Consider the following 22193-nt stretch of genomic DNA (forward strand, 5'->3'; position numbering starts at 1 on the left):
CAGGGCTTCGAGCCTCGCCACGAGAACCGTGGAAAGGCACCCTGCGCGAAATCACCCGAGAATGGCGGAACGCGAAGCGGGCGATCGCACCCGCGACCGAGGCGTTGCCCGGGCAGCGGGCGCATCGCCTACGCGCTGAGCGGTTGCCCGCACCGAATCGCGCACCTCGGCCCGGGTGGCGGATCACAGGTCCGGTCCAGCCGACGGTTAGTCGCCACGGTTGCGGGCGTCCGGCAGGATCGGTGATCCGGCTCAGAGCAGTCGGGACAGAAACGCCTTGGTGCGCTCGTGCCGTGGATCGGCCAGCAGCTGCCGCGGCGCTCCCGCCTCGACCACCACACCGCCGTCCATGAACACCAGCTGGTCGGCGACCTCACGGGCGAACCCCATCTCGTGGGTAACCACCACCATCGTCATGCCCGATCGGGCGAGTTCCCGCATGACCGTCAGCACCTCCCCGACCAGCTCCGGGTCCAGCGCGGAGGTCGGCTCGTCGAACAGCATGAGCTTCGGGTCCATGGCCAGCGCGCGGGCGATCGCGACGCGCTGCTGCTGCCCGCCGGACAGCTGCGCCGGGTAGGCGTTCGCCTTGTCCGCCAGGCCGACGCGATCCAGCAGTTCCCGCGCCCTGGTCACCGCGTCCGCCTTGCGCACCTTCTTGACCTGGGTGGGCGCCTCGATGATGTTCTCCAGCGCGGTGCGGTGCGGGAACAGGTTGAAGTGCTGGAACACCATGCCGATCTCGCGGCGCTGCTTGGCCGCGTCGCGCGGGTGCATCTCGTAGAGCTTGCCGTTCTTCTCCCGGTAACCCACGATCTCGCCGTCCACGTACAGCCGGCCCGCGTTCACCTGTTCCAGGTGATTGATGCAGCGCAGGAAGGTGGACTTACCGGAGCCGGACGGCCCGATCAGGCACAGCACCTCGCCGCGGCCCACCTCCAGGGAGACACCCTTGAGCACCTGCAGCGCGCCGAAGTTCTTGCAGACGCGGTCCGCGACGATCATCGGAGCGGCGGCGGTCTTCGCCACGTCCACGCTCATTTCGCCTTCTCCACCTGCTGGGCGTCGGCGAGTTCCTGCAGCTGCTTGGCGGTCAGCCGGCGGGAGACGCCGCGCGAGTAGTAGCGCTCCAAGTAGTACTGCCCGATCATGAGCACGCTCGTGATCGCCAAGTACCAGGTGGCGGCGACCAGCAACAGCGGAATGGGCTGGAAGTTCACGCCGTAGATGTCACGCGCCCGGCCGAACAGGTCGGTGCTCAGCGGGATGCCGGTGACCAGCGAGGTGGTCTTCAGCATGCCGATGAGCTCGTTGCCGGTCGGCGGGATGATCACGCGCATGGCCTGCGGCAGCACGGTACGGCGCATGGTCTGGCTCCAGGACATGCCGAGCGCGAACGACGCCTCCCGCTGTCCCTCGCCCACGGAGTTGATTCCGGCCCGGACGATCTCGGCCATGTAGGCGGCTTCATTGAGACCGAGTCCGAGTACGGCGAAGGCGAACGCGGCCTGCAACTGCTGCACGTCGAGATGGAAGAACTGCGGTCCGAACGGGACGCCGAGCTGGATCTTGCTGTACAGCGACGGGACCAGGCCCCAGAACACCAGCTGCACGAACACCGGGGTACCGCGGAAGATCCAGAGATACACCCACGACGTGGCGCGCAGCACCGGATTCGGCGACAGCCGCATCACCGCGAGCATCGTTCCGAGCGCGACCGCGATTGCCATCGCGCACACGGTCAGTTCGAGCGTGACGACCGCGCCTGCCATGATCCGGGTGTCGAAGAGGTACTTGCCATAGGTGTCCCAGCGATACGCCGGGTTCGTCGCGGCGCCGTAGACGAACAGCGCCACCAGGATCAGAATCACCGCCGCCGCTATCCAACGGCCCGGCCTGCGCAGCGGAACCGCTTTGATCGGCTCCGGCTCCCGCGTCGAGTCCGCTCCGCCGGGACCGGGATCGCCGGGCGCAGGCCGAGTGTCGTTGTCCACCATCGATCAGCTCACGGCGCCGTTGACGACCGACTTGGTGATGGCGCCTTCCTGGACGCCCCAGTTCTTCGTGATCTCGAGGTATTTGCCGTTGTCCATCAGGTGCTGGACCGCCTTCTGCAGCACGGCGGCCAGCGGCGCGCCCTTGGGCACCGCCCAGCCGTAGGGCGCGGAGTCGAACACCGGGCCCGCGGTCTCGATCTTGCCGTTGCTCTGCTTGATCGCGTACGCCGTCACGGGGGAGTCGGCCGACATCGCGTCGACCTGGCCGAGCACCAGCGCGTTGGTCGCGGCGCTCTGCTCGTCGAACGGCTTGATGTCGATGGCGGGCTTGCCCTCGGCGACGCACTTGGCGCTCTTGGCGGGCACCTCGTCGGTGTGCTCCACGGTCGTGGCCTGCACGGCGACCTTCTTGCCGCAGGCGTTCTCCGGGTCGATCGGCTTGCCCTTCTGCTGGGCCCACTGGACGCCCGCGTTGAAGTAGGTGGTGAAGTCGACCTGCTGCTCGCGTTCCTTGGAGTCGGTGATCGAGGACATGCCCACGTCGTAGGTACCGGCCTGGATCGAGGGGATGATCTTCTCGAACGCGGACTCGACGTATTCGGCCTTCACGCCGAGCACGGAGGCGACCGCGTCCATCAGATCCACGTCGAAGCCGACGATCCGGCCACTCGCGTCCTTGTACTCGTTCGGCTGGTAGGGAATGTTCACGCCGACGACGAGCTTGCCGGACTGCTTGATCTTGTCGGGGAGCTGGGCGGCGAGCTCGTCGACCTTGTCCACCTGCACCTTGGCCGCCGAGGGGCCGGTTTCCTCGGTGTTGGTACACCCGGTCAGCACCAGTGCGCCCGCGGCGAGCGCACCCAGGGTGGCTCGCAGGGCGCGCCTGCCGAGAAACGAACGATCAGACACTGCAGCCCTCCACATTTTGGCTCCACGCAACCCGGGCGTCATCACCCGTTTGGCAATCTAAGCGACCCGGCCGCTCCGCGCTGGACAGTAATGCAACAGCAACACGAACTCCCGGCGCGAATTCGTGCCGGGCGCATCGGCGGGACACCCTACCCCGGGCCGGACCCGGCCTCCTGTGCCTGGTCGAGCAGCCGGACGCGGCACCGCGGCCCGCTCGGGCAGAGACATCGACCGCCGGGGCGGATATCCCTGTGCCACAAGACTTCTGGGCACCGGGGCTACCTGCGATGCACCCTGGCGCACACCTGCTCGGTGAATTCACCGGTGGAGGCCTGTCCTCCGAGATCGGCGGTGGCGATGCCGGCCGCGAAGGTCGCGGCGACCGCCCGCTCGATCCGCTCACCCGCCCGCGCGAAGGCGACCTCGGCGTCCCGAGTCGCCAGCCAGCGCAGCAGCATCGCCGCCGACAGCTGCAACGCCGCCGGGTTGGCCCGGTTGTGCCCGGCCAGCGCGGGCGCGGCGCCGTGCACCGCCTGGGCCATCGCCGTGGTGGCCGAGCAGTTGAGCGACGCGGCCAGCCCGAGCGAGCCGCTCAACTCCCCGGCCAAGTCGGACAGGATGTCGCCGAACAAGTTCTCGGTGACCAGGACGTCGTAATCGGCGGCGGCACGCACCAGGTGCGCGGCCGCCGCGTCGACGTGTTCGTCATCGACCTCGACCCCGGGATACGCCCGGCCGACCTCCTGGCAGACGTCCCGGAACAGCCCCATCGTCAGCGGCAGCACGTTGGCTTTGTGCACGATGGTCACCCGCTTGCGCCGGGTCGCGGCCAGCCGGAACGCCTCGTGCGCGATCCGCTCGCAGGCGGCCCTGGTCACCAGCCCCACCGACATCGCGATATCCGGCGTCGGCCGGAACTCCCCCGAGCCCGCGAACATGTTGCGGTCGGCGTAGAACCCTTCGCTGTTCTCCCGGACGATCACCAGGTCGATATCCGGCGCCGCCGCGTGCACGCCCGCGAAGGCCCGCGCGGGACGGATGTTGGCGTAGAGGTCGAAGTGCTTGCGTATCACGCCGCCCGGCGCGACGCGGTGTTCGGCCGGATAGGACGCGTTGTCGTGCGGACCGAGAATCCAGGCGTCCACCCCGGACAGCTCCTCGAGCGTCTGCTCGGGCAGCGGAGTGCCGAACTCGGCGATGGCGCGGTGCCCCATCACCAAGGGCACCCATTCCACCGGCGCGGCTCCCGCGGCCGACAGCGCCTCGTCGACCACTTGCCTGGCGGCTCGCACCACCTCCGGGCCGATGCCGTCGCCGTCGATCAGGCCGAGCCGCAATGCCCGCGTCGTCCGGGGCCGATTCGCGTCGTTCACCGGGACATCCTCCCGCCGAGGGGCCCGGCCGCCGGAACCGGCCCGCGGACACGCCGGTTGCGGTTACCTTCGGTGGACCATGGTGCAGTCGGTCGAACTACTCCTCGACGAGGCCGCCGACACGGAGATCCGCCGGCAATGGCAGATGCTCGCGGAGGCCGGCGTGCGCAGCCTCGCCGCGCGCACCGACGAGTCCAACCGCCCGCACATCACCGCCGCCGTGGCCAGGCAGATCTGGCCGCGCATCGAGCAAGCGCTGGACGAACAGGCCTTCGCGCCGATCCCGGTGCGCCTGGGTGGACTGGTGGTCTTCGGGGCGCGCCGCCCCATCCTGGTGCGACTGGTGGTCCCGTCCGAGGCGCTGCTCGCGCTGCACCGCCGGATCTTCCACACAGTCTCCCCGTGCCCCGGCGTCCCGGCCAATGTGCATCCGGACGCGTGGACTCCGCACATCACCCTGGCCAGGCGGCTGCCACCGAACCAGCTCGGCGAGGCCATCCACGCCGTAGCGCAAGACCGGGATTTTCCGGCGACGGTGCTGGGTATCCGTCGATGGGACGGGGATCAGCGGCGCGAGTGGCCGGTCGGCCGGATCCGCCGTGGAAGATAACCGAGGAAGCCCGCGTTATAGCAGGCACACCGAAACGAGAGGACGTCATGGCCACCCAGACGCTGACCCAGCACAATTTCGATGAGATCGTCACCGGAAACGACGTGGTACTCGTCGACTTCTGGGCCGATTGGTGCGGTCCGTGCAAGAGCTTCGCACCGACTTTCGAGGCCTCCTCCGACAAGCACCCCGACGTGGTGCACGGGAAGGTCGACACCGAATCCGAGCAGGGCCTCGCGGCGGCTGCCAACATCCGCTCCATCCCGACCATCATGGCGTTCCGGGAAGGTGTGCTGGTGTTCGCCCAGCCCGGCGCGCTGCCGCCCGCGGCGCTCGAGGATCTGGTGACCCAGGTCAAGGCGCTGGATATGGACGAGGTGCGCAAGCAGCTCGCCGAGCAGCAGCAGGCCGGACAGTAATGCGCGCGGCGCGGTGAGACACTGCGCCGCAACGAGTTTCGTTCGGGCCCGGAGACGGACACGCGGAAGCGGCAGTCCGTGTCCGGGCCCGCTGTGCGTCCGGGGTCTGCCGACGCGACACCGCGGGGCGGCGTGCTGCCGCCCCGCGGTTCGGTGCTCGATTCAGGACGCGCCGAGCAGGTTGACGCCCGCGATCATGGCGCGGACCGTCGACTCGGCGCCGTCATCGGCGATGGCCGCCCCCCAGCCGCGCCTGCCGTTGCATTCGCACTGGACGAAGGTGGCGGTGCCGTCCGCGGTGCGCCGCTGATGGAATTGCAGGATCTCCACGGGGTAGCCCTCGTCGTAAAGGGCCGACGTCATCGCCGCGACGGGGTTGCCCGTGGCGACCACGGTGCGCAGGTGACCGGCGAATTCCAGCGTGGCGGTGAACGCCGCGGTTCCGGCGCCCGCGGGCGACCATTCCCCGAGGCGGATAGCACCGCCGTGCGCGCAGTAACGGCTGTGGAACTCCGCCGAGGTCAGCCCCGCAGCTTCGGCGCGTAGGCCCTTGGGAGCGGCGGCGTGGAACATGTCTGTATCAAGAGTCAGGATGGTCATTGAAAGTAGGTCTTCCCGAAGTATGTCGTGGCTCAGTTGACAGAGGGGACCAGCACTAACAAGTGGAAAAGCCCGCAGCGAGGGGGCCGGCCCGGATCAGACCCCGCTACGGCGGGGTACTACGAGAACGCGGGGACGCGGCGCCACCATCGCGGTGAGCGGAAGTAGCTCGGCGCGAACCTCGGGCTCGGAGGCGGTAGCCTGCGCAGCCACGGAGGGCCCGGTGAGCGACGCCGAAAGCAGAGCGCTGTCGCGGTCTGCGACAAGGAGCGCTGCGCTGCGGCGGTCGGCGGGATTCGGCACGGCATCGAGGATAGGGACATCGCGACGCAATAGCAACCACATTCGATGCCCGATTTGTCTACTGACGAGTACTGTTCGCGCAGTTCAGAGCTGTGCGGCCACGCGGAAGGTAGCGTCGGTGACATGGGTCTCCTCGTGGCCATGACCATCCCGGGCCTAGCCGTCCTGCTCATCCTGTTCGCCTTCGCCGAAGTGGCCTGGAACAAGATCACCGGCGCCCGCGCGCTGCCCTGGACCCGCAAGCGGTCCGGCCATCCGGTGGCGGCCGCGGGCTTCGAAGAAGTCACGGCGGTTTTCCAAGGCGGCAAACACCACGAGTTCGAGCAGCGGATGACGACGCTGATGCACCGGGAGGATCCCTCCGACGGCGCTCCGCCCCGTGACGAGGTGGATCTCACCACCGGCTCGGCGCGCCTGGTCACGCGCCGGCCTTCGTGAAACACACCACTACGCAGTGGGATACAGGTGATCGCACCCGGATCCCACTGAGTCGCAGTGCGTCTGGATTCCCTACTGGGGAAGGACCTCGTTCAGCTTGCCGGTGGCGACGTCGAAGACGAAGCCGCGGATCGAGTCCTTGTGCGGCACGAACGGGCTGGCGACGATGCGCGCGATCGATTGGCGCACATCGGTTTCCAGGTCCGTGAACGCCTCCGCCGCCCACTCGGGCTTGATTCCGGTCTCCTGTTGGATGCTCGCCTTGAAGTCGTCGTCGGTGAAGGTGAGCATGCCGCAATCGGTGTGATGGATCAGGATGATCTCCCTGGTCCCGAGCAGCCGCTGGCTGATGGCCAGCGAGCGGATCTCGTCGGCGGTGACCACGCCGCCCGCGTTGCGGATGACGTGCGCCTCGCCCTCGGCGAGGCCGAGCGCGCCGTACACGTTGAGCCGCGCGTCCATGCACGCGACCACGGCCACGCCCTTCGAGGGCGGCAGCGGCAGCGGACCCTGGAAGGTGCTCGCATAAGCCGCGTTGTTCTGCAGGTACTCATCGGTGACAGTCATGGGCCATCCCTGAGCTCGGTATGCGTGAATCCCTATGTATGACCAGCCCCACGGTAGGTCGCCGCGCGGCACGGGACATCCGTCCCGTTCACCGTGATTCGTTTACTTGCACGCGGCGGCCCGATGATAGCTCTCGGGATGCCGTACGCCGGGCCCCTGCGGTCGGGCCCGGCATGTCCTTCTGTGATGCACCGGTCAGTGCGCGGCGGAGTCCCAGCTGTGGCCCACGCCGACCGAGACCTCCAGCGGCACCGACAGCGCGATCGCCGCGGACATCTGCTCGCGCGCCAGCGCCTCGAGCGCCTCCCGTTCCCCCTCGGCGACCTCGAACAGCAGTTCGTCATGGATCTGCAACAGCATCCTGGAGCGCAGACCGGCCTCACGCATCGCCCGGTGCACGTTGATCATCGCCACCTTGATGATGTCGGCCGCGGTGCCCTGGATCGGGGCGTTGAGCGCCATCCGCTCGGCCGCCTCCCGGCGCTGCCGGTTGCTGGAGTCCAGATCGGGCAGGTAGCGGCGGCGGCCGAACAGTGTCTGGGTATAACCCACCTTGCGCGCCTGCTCCACCACCTCGTACAGGTAGTCCCGGATGCCGCCGAAACGGGCGAAGTAGACCTCCATCTGCTCCTTCGCCTCGGCGGTGCTGATCTTCAGTTGCGCGGACAGACCGTAGGAACTCAACCCGTAGGCCAGCCCGTAGGACATCGCCTTGATCCGGCGGCGCATCTCCGGGCTCACCTCGGAGATCGGGATGTCGAACGCTTTCGACGCCACGAAGCTGTGCAGATCCTCGCCCGAGTTGAACGCCTCGATCAGCCCCTCGTCCCCGGACAGATGCGCCATGATCCGCATCTCGATCTGGCTGTAGTCCGCGGTCATCAGCGACTGGTAGCCGGCGCCGACGACGAAGGTGTCGCGGATCTGCCTGCCGGTGTCGGTGCGGATCGGGATGTTCTGCAGGTTCGGTTCGGTGGAGGACAACCGGCCGGTGGCCGCGATGGTCTGGTTGAACGTGGTGTGGATGCGGCCGTCCTCGGCGACACACTTGAGCAGGCCGTCGACGGTGACCTTCAGGCGGGTGGCGTCCCGGTGCGCGAGCAGGTGCTCCAGGAACGCGTGCTGGGTCTTCTCGTACAGCGACTCGAGCGCGTCCGCGTCGGTGGTGTAGCCGGTCTTGGTGCGCTTGGTCTTCGGCATGTCCAGCTCGTCGAACAGCACCACCTGCAACTGCTTGGGCGAGCCCAGGTTGATCTGCTTGCCGATCACGTCGTAGGCCGCCTCGGCCGCCTCGGCGACCCGGTCGGCGAACTGGCGCTGCAGCGTCGCCAGCTGGTCGGTGTCCACCGCGATGCCCGCCTCCTCCAAGGTGGACAGCACGCCGAGCAGCGGCAGCTCCATGTCCGCCAGCAACGGGGTGGACTCGATCTGGGCCAGTTCCCCGTCGAGCGCGTCGGCCAGGTCCGCGACGGCCCGCGCGCGCAGCATCTGCGCCCGCGCCAGTTCGGCGTCGACGGCGTCCTCGTCGTCGAGCAGCGACAGCTGCGGGGTCTCGCCGACCTCGGCGCGCAGTTCCCGGTGCAGGTAGCGCAACGACAGGTCGTCGAGGTTGAACGTGCGCTGGCCGGGACGGACCAGATACGCCGCCAACGCGGTATCGCTGGTCAATCCGCCAAGGGTCCAGCCGCGGCCGCGCAGGGCGTGCAGCGCGGCCTTGGCCTCGTGCAGCGCCTTCGGCACCGCCGGGTCGGCGAGCCAAGCCCCCAGCGCGGCCTCGTCCTCCGGGGTGAGCACCGTGACGTCGATGTAACCGCTCTCGCCGTCGCCCGCCGCGATGGCGAGCGCGCGCACGTCGCCACCGGCCGGAGAACCCGTACCGGCGATCGAGACACCATGGCGCACACCGGCTTTCGCGTGCTCGGCCAGCCAGCCCGCGACCGCGCCGATCTCCAGCGCGCCGCCGCTGATCTCGAAACCGGCCTCCGCCTCGGGCTCCGGCGGAGCCAGCGTCTCGAACAGCCGGTCGCGCAGCACGCGGAACTCGAGATCGTCGAACAGCTGATGGATCTTCTCGCGATCCCACGGCCCCTGCGCCAGCTGATCGGGGGTGTAGGGCAACGGCACCTCCCGCATCAGCTCGGTGAGCTGCCGGTTGAGCACCACGCTGCTCAGGTTCGCCCGCAGCGCGTCGCCGACCTTGCCCTTCACCTGGTCGACCTTCTCCACCAAGGTGTTCAGGTCGCCGTACTCGCGGATCCACTTGGCGGCGGTCTTCTCCCCCACCCCCGGGATACCCGGCAGGTTGTCGCTGGGATCACCGCGCAGCGCGGCGTAGTCGGGGTACTGGTTCGGGGTGAGGCCGTATTTGGCCATCACTTCCTCCGGCGTGAACCGGGTGAGGTCGGAGACGCCCTTGCGTGGGTACAACACCGTGACGTTCTCGTCGACCAACTGGATCGAGTCCCGGTCGCCGGTGACGATGAGCACGCGGAAACCGGCGGCCGTCGCCTGCGTGGCGAGCGTGGCGATGATGTCGTCGGCCTCGAAGCCGTCGATCGCCATCACCGGGATGCCCAGGGCGCCCAGCACGTCCTTGGTGAGTTCGACTTGGCCGCGGAACTCGTCCGGCGTCGTGGTGCGGTTGGCCTTGTACTCCGGGTACGCCTCGGCGCGGAAGGTCTGGCGCGAGACATCGAACGCGGCGGCCACATGCGTCGGCTTCTCGTCGCGCAGCAGGTTGATCAGCATCGCGGTGAAGCCGTACACCGCGTTCGTGGTCTGCCCGGTGACCGTCTTGAAATTCTCCGCCGGTAGCGCGAAGAACGCGCGGTAGGCGATCGAATGCCCGTCCAGCAGCAGCAGCGTCGGCCGGTCTGCCGAGCCGGGATCGCCGGAGCCGGACGCGGGGGCAGGACGGGGAGCGGTCGTGGGTGAACTCACGTCCCAGAGTCTAGGGACCGGCACCGACAAGGCGATACGCCGACACCCGGCAGCCGCGAGCGGCCGGGTACCGGTACTCCGGCTCGCGGGGCGCGGACGTCGGCCGCGCCCCGCGGCCTCACAGCGTGGCGACCAGTTCCCGCAGCACGGGCAGGCTCACCGACCCGGAACCGAGCACCACGTCGTGGAAGGCCTTGATGTCGAAGGCCGCGCCGAGCCGCTCGGTGGCCGCGACCCGCTGGCGCAGGATCTCCAGCTGACCGATCTTGTAGCCGACCGCCTGGCCCGGCATCGCGATGTAGCGGTCCACTTCCACGGTGATCTCGGCCAGCCCGACCGGCGCGTTGGCCACCATGAAGTCGATGGCCTGCTGCCTGCTCCATCCCTTCGCGTGCAGGCCGGTGTCGACCACCAGGCGGCAGGAGCGCCAGGAGTCCCCGGCCAGCATGCCGAGCCGGCCGAGATCGTCCTCGTACAACCCCATTTCGTCGGCCAGCCGCTCGGTGTAGAGCGCCCAGCCTTCGACGAAGGCGGTGTTGGCGAAGGACTGGCGCTGGAAGCGCGGCAGATGGTCGAGTTCGTTGGCGATGGTCAACTGCAGATGGTGGCCGGGAATCGCCTCGTGATAGGCCACCGACGCGGTCTCGAAGCGGCCGCGGCCGGTGGGATGGTGCTGGTTGACGAAATACGTGCCCGGCCGGGAACCGTCGGCCGCGGGCGGGAAGTAGTACGCCGCAGGCGCATCCGCGGCCAGGAACTCGGGCACCGGCACGATGTCGCAGGACTCCTTCGGCAGGCGCCCGAACCAATTCCCCATCTCGGCGGTGGCCAGGGCCAGCGCCCGGCGGGCGTCGAACATGATCTGCTCGGCGTCGTCGTAGCACAGCGCGGGATCCTCGCGCAGCCGGGCGAAGATCTCGCCGAGATCGGCGGCGCCGAACAGGCGCGCGCCCACCGTCGCGTATTCCTCGCGCAGCTTCGCCAGCTCCGCGAGCCCCAGGTCGTGGATCTCGTCGGCGCCGAGCTCGGGCAGCGTCGTGTGATGGCGCAGCAGCCGCCGGTAGATGTCCTCGCCGTCGGCGCCGAGCCAGCACAGGCCCGGCCGGTCGTCGGGACGGGCGGCCGGCAGCAGTTCGTCGTAGAGCGCGTCGCGGTAGACCTGGAACGCGGGCCGGATGACATCCCGCGCCACTTCGGCCAATTCGGACCGCCACGCGGCCTCACCGTCCCAGCCCTCCGGCCCGGGGAAGGTGACGAAGGGGTCGGCGGCGATGTCCGAGTCCAAGTAGCCGTCCAACTGGTTGAGCGAGCGCTCGATGGTGATCCGCGCGGGCGGGCGGCCCGCGGCGAGTCCGGCCCGGAAGCGTTCCACGGCCTGGCCGAGCATGTCGCCGAACTGCCGGTAGCGGCGCACCAGCGCCAGCGCGTGCTCCGGCTGCGGCGCGTTCGTCTGCGGCGCCACCATCAGCACCCCCGCGTGCACGCCGTTCATCTGGTCGGAGGCCAGTTCCACCGGCCGCCATTCCAGGTGCTCGACCGCGCCGCTCAGCTCGGTGCGCAACAAGCTGCGGGTGATGCGGTCGGCCGGGCTCAATAGGTCGGCGTCGAGCGCGTCGACCGCGCGCAGCAACTCGCGCCAGGTCGACAGCAGCCGCTGTTCGGCGTCGACGGACAGATCCTCGATCCGATCGTCGAAGCGGCGGTCGCCGAGCAAGGTCGCCTCGCTCGGCGCCGCCTCGAGCACCGCGTCCCAGTACCGCTCGGCCAGGCTCATCAGCTCGTCGTGACCATCCATGGTCACGATCATGCCTCGAGCCGGGCCGCGCGGCACCGGAGCGGACACGCCCGCCGGGCGAAGCCGCCTAACCCACGCCGAGATACGCCGACTTCACCGCGGGATCGGTGAGCAATTCCGCGCCGCGACCGGTTTTGGTGACCTCCCCGGTTTCCATGATGTAGGCGCGGTCGCTGCGAGCCAGCGCCTGCTGGGCGTTCTGCTCCACCAGCAGCACCGTGGTGCCCTGCCGGTTGATCTCGCCGATGATCCGGAAGATCTGCTGGATCACCATGGGCGCCAACCCCATCGACGGCTCGTCGAGCAGCAGCAGCCGCGGCCGCGCCATCAGAGCGCGGGCGATGGCGAGCATCTGCTGCTCACCACCGGACAGCGTGCCGCCGACCTGCTTGCGCCGCTCCAGCAACCGGGGGAAGAGCTCGAAGACCCACTCCAGCGTCCGTTCGTACTCGGCCTTCTGCCGGAAACCCCGTCCGTAGCAACCCATGTCGAGGTTCTCCTGCACCGTCATGCCGGGGAACACGCCCCGGCCCTCCGGCGCCTGGATCAGCCCGTGCGTCACCCGCTCGTGCGCCTTCATCCGGGTGATGTCGCGGCCCTCGAACATGATCCGGCCCCGGGTCAGCGGCAGCAGTCCGGACATCGCACGCATCGTGGTCGTCTTGCCCGCGCCGTTGGCGCCGAGCAGGGTGACCAGCTCGCCCTCGGCGACGGTCAGCGAGATCCCGTGCAACGCCTGGATTCTGCCGTAATTGACGACCATGTCCTCGACTTCGAGCAGCGGCGCCGCGCCACCGTCGGCCTGCTTGCGCGCCGCCTCGGTCACCGGCTCGGTGACCGCCGTCTTGCCGAGCGGCACCGCTGCGGGTTCCGGACCCGGCGGCGTGACGTCGCCGGTCTCGCCGTCTCCGGTCGCGCTGCTCGCGGATTCGCTCACCTCGCTGTCCGGCACGCCCAGGTACGCCGCGATCACCGCGGGGTTGTCCCGGATGTCCGCGGGCAGCCCGTCGGCGATCTTGCGGCCGAACTCGAGCACCACGATCCGGTCGGTCACACCCATGACCAGTCGCATGTCGTGCTCGATCAGCAGGACGGTGAAGCCGTCGTCGCGGATCTTGCGGATCAGATCCATGAGCGCGGACTTCTCACTCGGATTGAACCCGGCCGCAGGCTCGTCCAGGCACAGCAGCTTCGGCTCGGTGGCCAGCGCGCGGGCGATCTCCAGACGACGCTGGTCGCCGTAGGACAGATTGCGCGCCTTCTCCACCGCGCGCGGGGCGATGCCGACGAACTCCAGCAGCGCCATGCCGCGCTCGATGGCGTCGCGTTCCTCGCGCCGATGCCGCGGCGTCCGGAACACCGCGCCCGGCACCGACGTCTTGTGCCGTGCGTCCGTGCCGACCACGACGTTCTCCAGCGCGGTCATCTCGCCGAACAGGCGCACGTTCTGGAACGTGCGCGCGATGCCGAGGCGGGTGATCGCGTTGCGCTTGGTCTTGGTCAGCGGCTTGCCGTCGAAGTACACCAGGCCGGCGGCGGGCTGGTAGACGCCGGTGATCGCGTTGAAGCAGGTGGTCTTGCCCGCGCCGTTGGGCCCGATGAGGCCGAGGATCTCGCCGCGGCGGATCTCGAAACTCACCTGGTCCAGGGCGGTGAGACCGCCGAACCGCACGGTGAGGCCCTCGGTGCGCAACAGCGGCTCGCCCACCGCGGTCTCGATATCCCGGTGCGGGGCGACGACTTCCGCGACGGTCTCGGCGTCCGCGAGGTCCGGGATCACCTGGGTGACGTCGACCGTGCCCGCGGACTCGACCTGCGGTTCGGCCGCGTAGCCCGCGGCCATGTCCTCGTTGTCGAACAGCGCGTCACCCGCGCCCGGCCCGGTCATCGGCCCGCTCCGATCGGCTCGGCCGCGGCCGGTCTGCGCACGGCCTGATACACCTGCCTGCCGTAGGTGAGCAGCTTCTGCCGCACCGGGAACAGACCCTGCGGACGCAGAATCATCATCACCACCAACGCGATACCGAAATACAGATATTTGAGGTCGCCCAGCGACTGCGCGCCGCCCTTGCGGAACAGCAGCACGCTGCCGAGCAGCAACAGCGCCAGCACGCCGGTCACCACCATGCCGGTGATCACTCCGCGGCGCGGCCACACCCCCAGCCGGGCGGCCCACAGCCGCCAGACGACGATCAGCGCGACGAACACCGCCACGTCGATCGCCAGCAGGACGTAGCCGGTCGACTCGTCGCTGACCAGCTTCACCGACTGCAGCCGGGCGGGCAGATAGGCGATGACGAACGCGCCGAAGATGACGCCGAGTTTGTTGCCCTGCCCGCCGATGACCACCGCACACAGGAACAGCATCGAGTTGATGATGTTGAAGCCGGTGGGATTGATGAACTGCACCTGCCCGGCGTAGATCGCGCCGGACATGCCGCCCACCGCGGCGCCGATCATGAACGCCCACAGCTTGAACTTGAACGTCGGCACGCCCATGATCTCGGCCGCGTCCTCGTCCTCGCGGATGGCCACCCAGGCGCGGCCGACCCGGCTGCGCTCCAGATTCCCGACCACCAGCAGCACGACGACCACCAGCGCCATGCCGAACCAGTACCAGTAGGTGCCGTAGCTGGCGCGGTCGAGCAGGTTGACGCTGTCCGGGTCACCGCTGTTGCCACCGGAGAACACGCCCTCCGGTTTGCTCGCGGATTCGCCGACGTGCGGGTAGGCGACACCCGACAGGCCGAGGCTGCCGTTGGTGATCTCGGTGAGGTTCTCGGCGAGCAGCCGGACGATCTCACCGAAACCGAGCGTCACGATCGCCAGGTAGTCGCCGCGCAGACGCAGCGTCGGCGACCCGAGGATCAGGCCCGACACCGCGGTCACCGCGACCGCGATCGGCAGGCAGGCCAGCCAGGCCCACTTCGGATCCAGCCAGCCGCCGTCGGTCTGGTTCCACGGGCTGTTGGGGCTGGTGAGCAGGCCGACGGTGTAGGCGCCGACGGCGTAGAAACCGACGTAGCCGAGGTCGAGCAGGCCCGCCTGGCCGACCACCACGTTGAGGCCGATGGCCAGCAGCGCGTACATCGCCACCTGCGCCATCACCAGGCCGAAGTTGTAGGAAGGAGTGTTCAGCAGCGGCGGCGGGAACAGCGGAAGCAGCGCGAGCAGCAGGAGGATCGGGACGCCGACGCCCCACTGCGCGGGCCTGCTCAGACCATCCCACCACGTGCGGATCGCGTCGCCGAGGCCGCGGCGCGCGGTGTCCGGCGCGGACGCCGTCTTGGTCGTGTCGGTCATGCCCGCGCCCTTCCGAGACTCTCGCCGAGGATGCCGGTCGGGCGCACCATCAGCACCAGGACCAGCACCACGAACGCGACCACGTCACGCCACTCGGTGCCGAACAGGATCTGGCCGTACTGCTCCACCACGCCGAGCACCAGCCCGCCCAGCAGCGCGCCGCGCAGGTTGCCGATGCCGCCGAGCACCGCGGCGCTGAACGCCTTGATACCGAGGATGAAACCGCCGGAGTAGATGATCCCGTTCGGGATCTTCAGCGTGTACAGCATCGCCGCCGCGCCTGCGAGCACACCGCCGATCAGGAAGGTCAGCATGATGACCCGTTCCCGCGAGACGCCCATCAGCGTCGCGGTATCGGGATCCTGCGCCACGGCGCGGATGCCGCGCCCGAACTTCGTCCGATTGATCAGCAATTCGGTGACGATCGCCAGCGCCACCGCCGCGATCACGATGAGCAGCATGATGTTGGTGACGTCCGCGCCGCCGAAACTGAACTGCACGGTGGGCTCGACGAGCCGGATGGCCTGCTGGGCGTTGGTGCCGCCGAGGTCGGGGCGGATCTTCGGCAGCACGAAGTGCACCAACTCCTGGAGCACGAACGACATGCCGATCGCGGTGATCAGGAAGGCCAGCGGTTTGGCGCCCCGCTTGCGCAGCGGTCGATAGGCCACCCGCTCCAAGCCGACGGCCGCGCCGCCGGATACCGCCATGCCCACGATCATCGCCAAACCCAGATAGACGACGGTGAGCACTACGCCTTGGGTGTAGACATCGGGACTGGCGACGAATCCGAAGATCATCAAGCCGATCAATTGCCCGAACAACCCGAGCATGAAAATTTCCGAATGGGCGAAATTGATCAGCCGCAATACGCCGTACACCAAGGTGTAGCCCACGGCGACCAAGGCATAGATGGCGCCGTAGGTCACGCCGTCCACGGTCAGTCGCCAGAAACTATCGATCAGCCCCTCGTAGTTGAAGTCGATCGAACCGGCCGCGAGTTGTATGCCACCGGCCAATGCCGTTTGTTTCATTTATTTCCGCCCTCATCCATTCGCCCACCGAACAACGGCACGTACAGGGATTCGGATGAACCCCCGTACGTGCCGTGCGCTCGGAATCCGGGACTACTTGACCTCGTACACCCAGATCAGCGCGTTCGACAGCTCACCGTTCGGGTTCCACTTGTACTGACGCGCGAGGCCGGCACCGTCGTACGTCCGCACATAGTCGAGCAGGTCGGGGCGGGTCACCTTGCCGCCGTCGATCCCCTTGGCCAGGATCGTGGTGAGGTCGTAGGCCTCGACCGAGTAGACGCCGGGCGCTTGGCCGTTGAGCGCCTCGTAGTCCTTGGCGAACTTCTCCGGCGCGGGACCGCACGGGCAGGACAGCTTCGCTCCCTTGGCCGCGCTGCCCGCCTGGGAGACGAACTGCGGGTCGTTGGTGCCGTCGGCGGAGACGAAGACCGCCTTGACGCCACCGGACTTCAACTGCTGGGCCAGCGGCGCGGCCTCGGAGTAGTAACCGGAGTAGAAGATGGCGTCCGGATTCGCGGCCGCCACCTTGGTGACCGTCGCGGAGAAATCCTTGTCGCCCTTCTTGATGCTGGCGGCGCACGCCGGGTCGGCGGCGGCGCCCAGCCCCTCCGTGATCGACTTCGCCAGCCCGGTGCCGTAATCGGTGTTGTCCTGGATGACGCAGACCTTCTTGTAGCCCGCGCTGTTGACCAGGTACTTCGCCACCGAGGGGCCCTGCACGTCGTCGTTGGCCAGACCGCGGAAGAAGGTGGTCCAGCCGTTCTGGGTCAGCGTCGCGTTGGTCGCCGAGGAGGTCACCGAGACGAGGCCCGCGTCGCTGAGGATCTTGCCGGTTGCCTTCGTCTCCCCGGAGAAGGCGGGACCCACCAGGCCGATGATCGAACGATCGTTGACGATCTGCGGGATCACCTGGGTGGCCTTCTGCGGATCACCCTCGGTGTCGAACTGCTTGAGTTCGATCTTGCACCCGGGGTTGGCTTTGTTGTGCTTGTCGAGGGCGAGCTTGACGCCGTTGACGATGTTGATGCCGAGCGCGGCGTCGGGGCCGGTCAGCGCACCCGCCATCGCGACCGCCGTGCCCGGTGCGCAGGTCGCCTTGCCGTCGCCCGCGGGATCGGCCGCCGCGGCCGCGTCGGCCTTCGGCACTTCCTTGCCCTGCTGGTCGACTTGCAGGAGCGGCTGGATGGACAGCCCACCGGCCCCGTTGGTACCCGAGGAATCCGAACCGCTGCTGGTGGATTTGTCGCTACAACCGGTCAGCACCAGCGCGGCGGCGGCGCCGACGGCCAGAACCGCTCGCATCGAGCGACTGCGCCATGTCGAACTAAGCACGTTACACCTCATCTAAGTTCTGTGCTCCCCCGGGATTGCCGAGGAGGCCGACTCACATCAGCCCGGTCAGAACATAGCGTCGGTACGTTAGTTCCGCATCACATTCGGATCATGCGCGCGACATCGTTTCGAATTCTTGTTCACGACGACGTTTCAGCTGCGTAAATTTTCTCGCTACACGGGCGCGGTCACTTCGGCGTCAGGTTCTCCAGCACCACCTCGGCGACCGCCTTCATGGTCGTGCGGCGATCCATTGCGGTGCGTTGAATCCACTTGAACGCCTGCGGCTCCGAAAGGCCCTGTGTCTGCATCAGCACACCCTTGGCCCGCTCGACCAGCTTGCGCGTCTCCAAGCGCTCGGCGAGATTCGCGACCTCGCTCTCCAACGCTGTGATCTCGTGGAAGCGGCTGGCCGCCAATTCGATGGCGGGCACCAGATCCGATTTCGTGAACGGCTTCACCAGGTAGGCCATCGCACCCGCGTCGCGTGCCCGCTCCACCAGATCGCGCTGGCTGAAAGCGGTCAGGATCACCACGGGGGCAACGCGTTTGGAGGCGATCTCCGCCGCCGCGTCGATGCCGTCGCGGCGCGGCATCTTCACGTCCATGATGACCAGGTCCGGCCGGTGCTCGACGGCCAGATCCACCGCCTGCTGGCCGTCGCCCGCCTCACCGACCACCTGATAGCCCTCTTCGGTCAGCATCTCGACCAGATCCATGCGGATGAGCGCTTCGTCTTCGGCGACGACGACCCGCTTCGCCCCGGCTTCCCGCTTGGTGCCGGCGCCCCCAGCTGCTGTGCTCATAGGTAGACCCCTCTGGTTCCGATGCCCTGTACCCGACCCAACCAAAGGAAAGCCGCGCTCGCACGGGGCGACCGCCGGCCGTCCATCGGGCTGTCGAGTGATGTAAAGAGTACCTTTCACTTCGGCATAGAACGCATATACCCTGCGCAAACCGCGCGCTCGCGCCGTACGGACCAACCCATTCGCGTCCACGCCACCCGACCCGCTATAGTTGCCACCCGGTGCGCCGAGTTGGCGGAACTGGCAGACGCGACGGTCTCAAAAACCGTTGTCCGAAAGGACGTGTGGGTTCGAGTCCCACACTCGGCACTCGCTCCTGGGTGTCCCCTGCTCGCGGAGAGCGCTTGCGGGGGGCGCTCGTTGTTTCTTCTGGGGGTGCAACCCCCAGGCCCCGCTCGGCGGGGCTTCGCCCCCCGAACCCCCCGAGACGCGTGGTTGCGTCAGGAGGGGATCAAGCGGTTTCGGTCCGGTCATCTACCGCAGGGTTCGTCCAGCACTCCCCTGCGGATTGAGCGTGCGGTGTTTCCGCTCTGGGTGTCCCCGAGACGCGTGGTGGCGTCAGGTAGGGATATGGGTGCATATGAGTGCGCTCTCGATCTCTCGAACGATGCCGCCTTCGCGCCAGGTGTGCGTCGCTTCGCCTTGCCGATTCGGTGGCCGCCCGGATGTTACGGTCGATGGCGCGTTCTGTTCATAGTTTTCTTCCCCGAGCGGCCCTCCCGGAGCGCGGCTACTCGGTGCACGGACCGGCCACACGGAGGCGGGCGGCCGATCGTCGGCAATAGGTCTCGGAGTAGTTCCGTTCGTTTCCGTCGAACCGATTCGGTCGCTGGATCGTTATTCCGTATGGCGGCATTGGGTGGCCGGGGCAGCGAGGTATGCGATGAGGGTGAACAGGACCACGGTGGACCTGTCCGAGTATCCGGATCTGGTGGTCATCTACATCGGCATGCGGGTGCGGCGGCCGCGGGGAATGCTGCGGCTGCTCGGGCTCGGGCCGAAACTCTATCGCTCGCACAAGGATCGGCCGGACGGGTTGCTGCTGCACGAAGATCTCGTCTGGGCGCTGTTCCCGCCGCACTGGGGCGCACGGCAGTACTGGCGCGATCTCGACAGCCTCGAAGCATGGACGCGGACCGCGCCGCACCGGGACTGGTGGCAGAAGTTCCTGCGCGACTCCGGTGGCACCGGGTTCTGGCACGAGGCCTATTTCGCCCGCGGCGGCATCGACGCCATGTACGACGACATGGACCCGCCGACCGGACTCGCACGGTTCGCACCGGTCGTCGCCTCCCGCGGTCACCGGTTCTCCACCCGCGGCCGGGTCCACGGCGGACCGGCCGGGATCGAACCCGTCGTGAGCGAATCCGTTTACTACCCTGGCGAATCCGAGTAGCCTGCCTGCCCGCCCCGGTCATATCACGAGGCAATCACAACGCAGCGCTTGAATTCGCGAACTCCGGGGTACAGCCAGGAGAAGAACCGAACGACACCACCTCTCGAAGTGACCTACATCGCAGGCCAACGGCCGAAAGCGGCGCACTTCGTGTACGGCGCGCTACGAACAGATGAATATGTTGTTCCCACATGTGGGACTAACGACTCGAGTCCGTCTGATAGCCTCTGCGCCGTTTATCGTTATCGGTATGCACGTCCTGTTCGTCTGCAACGGCAACGTTTGCCGTTCGGTGATCGCCGAGCGGCTCACGCGCGCCCTCGCGGTCGAACACGATCTCCCCTACCTCACCGCCGAGAGCGCCGGAACCCGTGCGCTCGTCGGATTTCCGGTCGAGCCGCTCGCCGCGCAGACCATCGCCGGGCTCGGCGCCGACGCGAGCAACTTCCGGGCCCGCCGGCTGAAGCCGGAGATGATCGACAAGGCCGACTTGGTCCTCACGATGACCGAGCAGATTCGCGAGCAAGTGATCGACCTGGCCTTCGGCGCCGGAGCGCGCACGTTCACGCTGCTGGAGGCCCACCGCATCGCGCACGTCACCGGCGCGCGCACGGTCGCCGAATTGCACCGGGCGCGCAACGACCTGTCGCTGGTCGGCCGGGAGAACATCGCCGACCCGGTCGGACTGTCGGCCCAGGCGTTCTGTGAAGTCGGCGATCGTATCGCCGAGGCGCTGGTGCCGCTGCTGCTGGCGCTGGCTCCACACGAACAACCGCGCTGGCCGCACGACGAGCGCCGGGGACTGGTGATCCGCCCCGGCGGCGCGCCCGCACCGCTGGCGACCTTCCTCGCCGCCCAACGCACCCGCTGACCCGGGGAACCTTCGCACTCGATAGCGCGCCCGGATCCACCGCGTATCAACCTGTTACCAACCGGCTGTGTTCTTTTCCGCGTCGGACGCACTAAACTCCCGCCGGACACCATTCCCGCCGTTGCTGGTTCGACACAGGACAGGAATCAGACATGCCGAAACGCATTTCGGATGTTTCGCTCCATGTTTATGTGACACCGGAAACCCTCGAACGCGTCGTCGACACCGTCCGCGCGGTGGTCGACGAACACCTCGCCGAGCGGGACGTGTTCGCCTGGCGCTTCACTTTGCCGGTCGACAGCGACGACCCGGCCCACGCGGAGCTGCAAAGCCGCTACCCCACGGATCCCCCCGACCCTGCTGCGGACCGCGCGACCTACGAGATCGCGCTCAGTCTGGTCGGCGCACCCGACCAGCTCACCGACGAGCACCTGGCCGCACTCGAACGCCAACTGCTGCGGGCCGTCTCAGCGTTGGCGCGAACCGAGCCGGGACCCGGGATCCCGGTCTCGATCCGCGCATCGCAACGCACTCACGTCGATCTCGACATCGATCGCGACCTAGAACTGCTGTGAACCCCGGACTGCGGCGAACCTCAGCGCCGCGCGGGGAAGTGGCGGATGAGCCCCTCTTGCACCGTGGTGGCCAGCAGATCACCGCTGCGGGAGTAGAAGCGGCCGGTCGCCAGGCCACGGGAGCCCGCGGCCACCGGTGACTCGGTGCAGTACAGCGCCCACTCGTCGAAACGGAACGGGCGGTGGAACCAGATCGAGTGGTTGACCGTCGCCGCGACGATGCGGTCCAGACCCCACGACAGCCCGTGGGTGGTGATGATGGAGTCCAGCACCGTGGTGTCGGACGAGTAGCCCAGCGTCGCCACGTGGATCAGCGGGTCGTCGGGCAGCCTGCCGTCCGCGCGCATCCACACGCGGTTGTGGTTGAGCCGCTCCCCCGTGCCCTTGAGAATCCACGCGGGGTCGTTGGTGTAGCGCATGTCGATCGGATGCGGCGCCTTGACGAACATCTCCAGCTTGTCCTCCAAGCCTTCGAAGCTCTCCTCCACCCGCGGCAGCGTCTCCGGATCCGGCACCTCCGGCTGGGCGTGCGCGTGCTCGAGCCCCGTGCCCCAGTCCTGGAACGCGGCGAGCATGACGAACAGCTCCTGACCGTCCTGGCTCGCGGTCACCGTCCGGTTGGCGAACGCGCGACCGTCGCGATGCCGGTCCACCCGGTACTCGATCGGCTTCTTCACGTCGCCACCGCGCACGAAGTGCGCGTTGACGGCGTGTACGGGACGGTCACCGACCGTGCGGCCCGCCGCGATGATGGCCTGCGAGACGAGCTGGCCGCCGAAGGTCCGGCTCCACACCTTCTCCGGGTGCTGGCCGACGAACACGTCCTCGTCCATCTGCTCGAGATCGAGCAGGCCGAGCAGCACATCCAGATCGGAACGCTGCGCATCCGGCTCCGCGACGCCGACGGGGCTGCTCAGGGAAG

General features: G+C 68.1%; 20 protein-coding genes, 1 tRNA gene and 1 pseudogene. 7 read left to right on the forward strand and 15 right to left on the reverse strand.

Features of this window, described 5'->3' with window-relative positions; all coding sequences use genetic code 11:
* Positions 1-252: 252 nt before the first annotated feature.
* The 4 genes from QMG86_RS21355 to QMG86_RS21370 form a co-directional block, all read right to left on the reverse strand.
* Positions 253-1005, reverse strand: a complete 753-nt coding sequence (locus QMG86_RS21355) for an amino acid ABC transporter ATP-binding protein (protein ID WP_063022517.1) — start codon at positions 1003-1005, stop codon at positions 253-255.
* 32 nt (positions 1006-1037) lie between these two features.
* Positions 1038-1997, reverse strand: a complete 960-nt coding sequence (locus QMG86_RS21360; protein WP_281874416.1) for an amino acid ABC transporter permease — start codon at positions 1995-1997, stop codon at positions 1038-1040.
* A gap of 3 nt (positions 1998-2000) precedes the next feature.
* A complete protein-coding gene (locus QMG86_RS21365) occupies positions 2001-2921 on the reverse strand; it encodes an ABC transporter substrate-binding protein (RefSeq protein WP_281874418.1) in 921 nt (306 codons plus the stop codon).
* Between the two features lie 263 nt (positions 2922-3184).
* Complete coding sequence (locus QMG86_RS21370; protein ID WP_281874419.1) at positions 3185-4279, reverse strand: isocitrate/isopropylmalate dehydrogenase family protein; 1095 nt, start codon at positions 4277-4279, stop codon at positions 3185-3187.
* A 79-nt stretch (positions 4280-4358) separates the two neighbouring features.
* Between QMG86_RS21370 and QMG86_RS21375 the strand changes: the two genes are divergently transcribed.
* Entirely contained in the window at positions 4359-4889 is a 531-nt protein-coding gene (locus QMG86_RS21375; protein WP_281874421.1) for a 2'-5' RNA ligase family protein, read from the forward strand.
* Between the two features lie 47 nt (positions 4890-4936).
* Complete coding sequence (trxA, locus tag QMG86_RS21380; RefSeq protein ID WP_063022420.1) at positions 4937-5308, forward strand: thioredoxin; 372 nt, start codon at positions 4937-4939, stop codon at positions 5306-5308.
* 162 nt (positions 5309-5470) lie between these two features.
* Here trxA and QMG86_RS21385 read toward each other — a convergent pair whose 3' ends face one another.
* A complete protein-coding gene (locus tag QMG86_RS21385; RefSeq protein ID WP_281874423.1) occupies positions 5471-5908 on the reverse strand; it encodes a 2-isopropylmalate synthase in 438 nt (145 codons plus the stop codon).
* A gap of 426 nt (positions 5909-6334) precedes the next feature.
* Here QMG86_RS21385 and QMG86_RS21390 point away from each other — a divergent pair, with 426 nt between their 5' ends.
* Positions 6335-6649: a DUF6191 domain-containing protein gene (locus tag QMG86_RS21390; protein ID WP_281874425.1), complete on the forward strand. Its 315-nt coding sequence runs from the start codon at positions 6335-6337 to the stop codon at positions 6647-6649.
* Between the two features lie 72 nt (positions 6650-6721).
* On the opposite strand, the gene QMG86_RS21395 is transcribed toward QMG86_RS21390, so the two are convergent.
* The 9 genes and pseudogenes from QMG86_RS21395 to QMG86_RS21435 form a co-directional block, all read right to left on the reverse strand.
* Complete coding sequence (locus QMG86_RS21395; protein ID WP_281874427.1) at positions 6722-7216, reverse strand: beta-class carbonic anhydrase; 495 nt, start codon at positions 7214-7216, stop codon at positions 6722-6724.
* 195 nt (positions 7217-7411) lie between these two features.
* A complete protein-coding gene (gene polA / locus QMG86_RS21400; RefSeq protein WP_281874429.1) occupies positions 7412-10156 on the reverse strand; it encodes a DNA polymerase I in 2745 nt (914 codons plus the stop codon).
* A gap of 118 nt (positions 10157-10274) precedes the next feature.
* A complete protein-coding gene (locus QMG86_RS21405) occupies positions 10275-11951 on the reverse strand; it encodes a DUF885 domain-containing protein (protein ID WP_281874431.1) in 1677 nt (558 codons plus the stop codon).
* Positions 11952-12018: 67 nt separating this feature from the next.
* On the reverse strand, positions 12019-12714 hold the full coding sequence (locus QMG86_RS21410; protein WP_281881058.1) for an ABC transporter ATP-binding protein: 696 nt from the start codon (positions 12712-12714) through the stop codon (positions 12019-12021).
* A gap of 168 nt (positions 12715-12882) precedes the next feature.
* Positions 12883-13839, reverse strand: a pseudogene (locus tag QMG86_RS21415) (ABC transporter ATP-binding protein); the annotation flags it as partial.
* On the reverse strand, positions 13836-15254 hold the full coding sequence (locus QMG86_RS21420; protein ID WP_281874432.1) for a branched-chain amino acid ABC transporter permease: 1419 nt from the start codon (positions 15252-15254) through the stop codon (positions 13836-13838). The pseudogene QMG86_RS21415 and the gene QMG86_RS21420, both read right to left, overlap by 4 nt.
* A complete protein-coding gene (locus QMG86_RS21425; protein ID WP_281874433.1) occupies positions 15251-16288 on the reverse strand; it encodes a branched-chain amino acid ABC transporter permease in 1038 nt (345 codons plus the stop codon). The genes QMG86_RS21420 and QMG86_RS21425 overlap by 4 nt, the downstream gene beginning before the upstream one ends.
* Positions 16289-16381: 93 nt before the next feature.
* Positions 16382-17593: a branched-chain amino acid ABC transporter substrate-binding protein gene (locus QMG86_RS21430; RefSeq protein ID WP_281874436.1), complete on the reverse strand. Its 1212-nt coding sequence runs from the start codon at positions 17591-17593 to the stop codon at positions 16382-16384.
* A 218-nt stretch (positions 17594-17811) separates the two neighbouring features.
* Entirely contained in the window at positions 17812-18429 is a 618-nt protein-coding gene (locus QMG86_RS21435) for an ANTAR domain-containing response regulator (protein ID WP_195087817.1), read from the reverse strand.
* Between the two features lie 225 nt (positions 18430-18654).
* Here QMG86_RS21435 and QMG86_RS21440 point away from each other — a divergent pair.
* From QMG86_RS21440 to QMG86_RS21455, 4 genes are all read left to right on the forward strand, one after another.
* Positions 18655-18738: transfer RNA gene (locus QMG86_RS21440), tRNA-Leu, on the forward strand.
* A gap of 574 nt (positions 18739-19312) precedes the next feature.
* The gene (locus QMG86_RS21445; RefSeq protein WP_281874441.1) at positions 19313-19825 is read left to right on the forward strand and encodes a monooxygenase family protein; all 513 of its coding nucleotides are present in this window, start codon (positions 19313-19315) and stop codon (positions 19823-19825) included.
* Between the two features lie 250 nt (positions 19826-20075).
* On the forward strand, positions 20076-20696 hold the full coding sequence (locus QMG86_RS21450; RefSeq protein ID WP_281874443.1) for an arsenate reductase/protein-tyrosine-phosphatase family protein: 621 nt from the start codon (positions 20076-20078) through the stop codon (positions 20694-20696).
* 191 nt (positions 20697-20887) lie between these two features.
* A complete protein-coding gene (locus QMG86_RS21455; protein ID WP_281874444.1) occupies positions 20888-21271 on the forward strand; it encodes a hypothetical protein in 384 nt (127 codons plus the stop codon).
* A gap of 20 nt (positions 21272-21291) precedes the next feature.
* Here QMG86_RS21455 and QMG86_RS21460 read toward each other — a convergent pair whose 3' ends face one another.
* On the reverse strand, positions 21292-22104 hold the full coding sequence (locus tag QMG86_RS21460) for an acyl-CoA thioesterase (RefSeq protein WP_245676355.1): 813 nt from the start codon (positions 22102-22104) through the stop codon (positions 21292-21294).
* Between the last annotated feature and the right edge of the window lie 89 nt (positions 22105-22193).

The sequence above is a fragment of the Nocardia sputorum genome (assembly GCF_027924405.1).
GTDB lineage: Bacteria > Actinomycetota > Actinomycetes > Mycobacteriales > Mycobacteriaceae > Nocardia > Nocardia sputorum.

What these genes read in the sequence shown, in the direction of transcription:
- QMG86_RS21375 (WP_281874421.1), top strand. Translation starts at nt 4,359, where the DNA reads ATGGTGCAGTCGGTCGAACTACTCCTCGACGAGGCCGCCGACACGGAG.
- QMG86_RS21365 (WP_281874418.1), bottom strand. Translation starts at nt 2,921, where the DNA reads ATGTGGAGGGCTGCAGTGTCTGATCGTTCGTTTCTCGGCAGGCGCGCC.
- QMG86_RS21420 (WP_281874432.1), bottom strand. Translation starts at nt 15,254, where the DNA reads ATGACCGACACGACCAAGACGGCGTCCGCGCCGGACACCGCGCGCCGC.
- QMG86_RS21395 (WP_281874427.1), bottom strand. Translation starts at nt 7,216, where the DNA reads ATGACTGTCACCGATGAGTACCTGCAGAACAACGCGGCTTATGCGAGC.
- QMG86_RS21435 (WP_195087817.1), bottom strand. Translation starts at nt 18,429, where the DNA reads ATGAGCACAGCAGCTGGGGGCGCCGGCACCAAGCGGGAAGCCGGGGCG.
- trxA (WP_063022420.1), top strand. Translation starts at nt 4,937, where the DNA reads ATGGCCACCCAGACGCTGACCCAGCACAATTTCGATGAGATCGTCACC.
- QMG86_RS21425 (WP_281874433.1), bottom strand. Translation starts at nt 16,288, where the DNA reads ATGAAACAAACGGCATTGGCCGGTGGCATACAACTCGCGGCCGGTTCG.
- QMG86_RS21430 (WP_281874436.1), bottom strand. Translation starts at nt 17,593, where the DNA reads ATGCGAGCGGTTCTGGCCGTCGGCGCCGCCGCCGCGCTGGTGCTGACC.
- QMG86_RS21410 (WP_281881058.1), bottom strand. Translation starts at nt 12,714, where the DNA reads ATGGTCGTCAATTACGGCAGAATCCAGGCGTTGCACGGGATCTCGCTG.
- QMG86_RS21450 (WP_281874443.1), top strand. Translation starts at nt 20,076, where the DNA reads ATGCACGTCCTGTTCGTCTGCAACGGCAACGTTTGCCGTTCGGTGATC.
- QMG86_RS21405 (WP_281874431.1), bottom strand. Translation starts at nt 11,951, where the DNA reads ATGGATGGTCACGACGAGCTGATGAGCCTGGCCGAGCGGTACTGGGAC.
- QMG86_RS21460 (WP_245676355.1), bottom strand. Translation starts at nt 22,104, where the DNA reads ATGGACGAGGACGTGTTCGTCGGCCAGCACCCGGAGAAGGTGTGGAGC.
- QMG86_RS21355 (WP_063022517.1), bottom strand. Translation starts at nt 1,005, where the DNA reads ATGATCGTCGCGGACCGCGTCTGCAAGAACTTCGGCGCGCTGCAGGTG.
- QMG86_RS21445 (WP_281874441.1), top strand. Translation starts at nt 19,313, where the DNA reads ATGAGGGTGAACAGGACCACGGTGGACCTGTCCGAGTATCCGGATCTG.
- QMG86_RS21390 (WP_281874425.1), top strand. Translation starts at nt 6,335, where the DNA reads ATGGGTCTCCTCGTGGCCATGACCATCCCGGGCCTAGCCGTCCTGCTC.
- QMG86_RS21385 (WP_281874423.1), bottom strand. Translation starts at nt 5,908, where the DNA reads ATGACCATCCTGACTCTTGATACAGACATGTTCCACGCCGCCGCTCCC.
- QMG86_RS21360 (WP_281874416.1), bottom strand. Translation starts at nt 1,997, where the DNA reads ATGGTGGACAACGACACTCGGCCTGCGCCCGGCGATCCCGGTCCCGGC.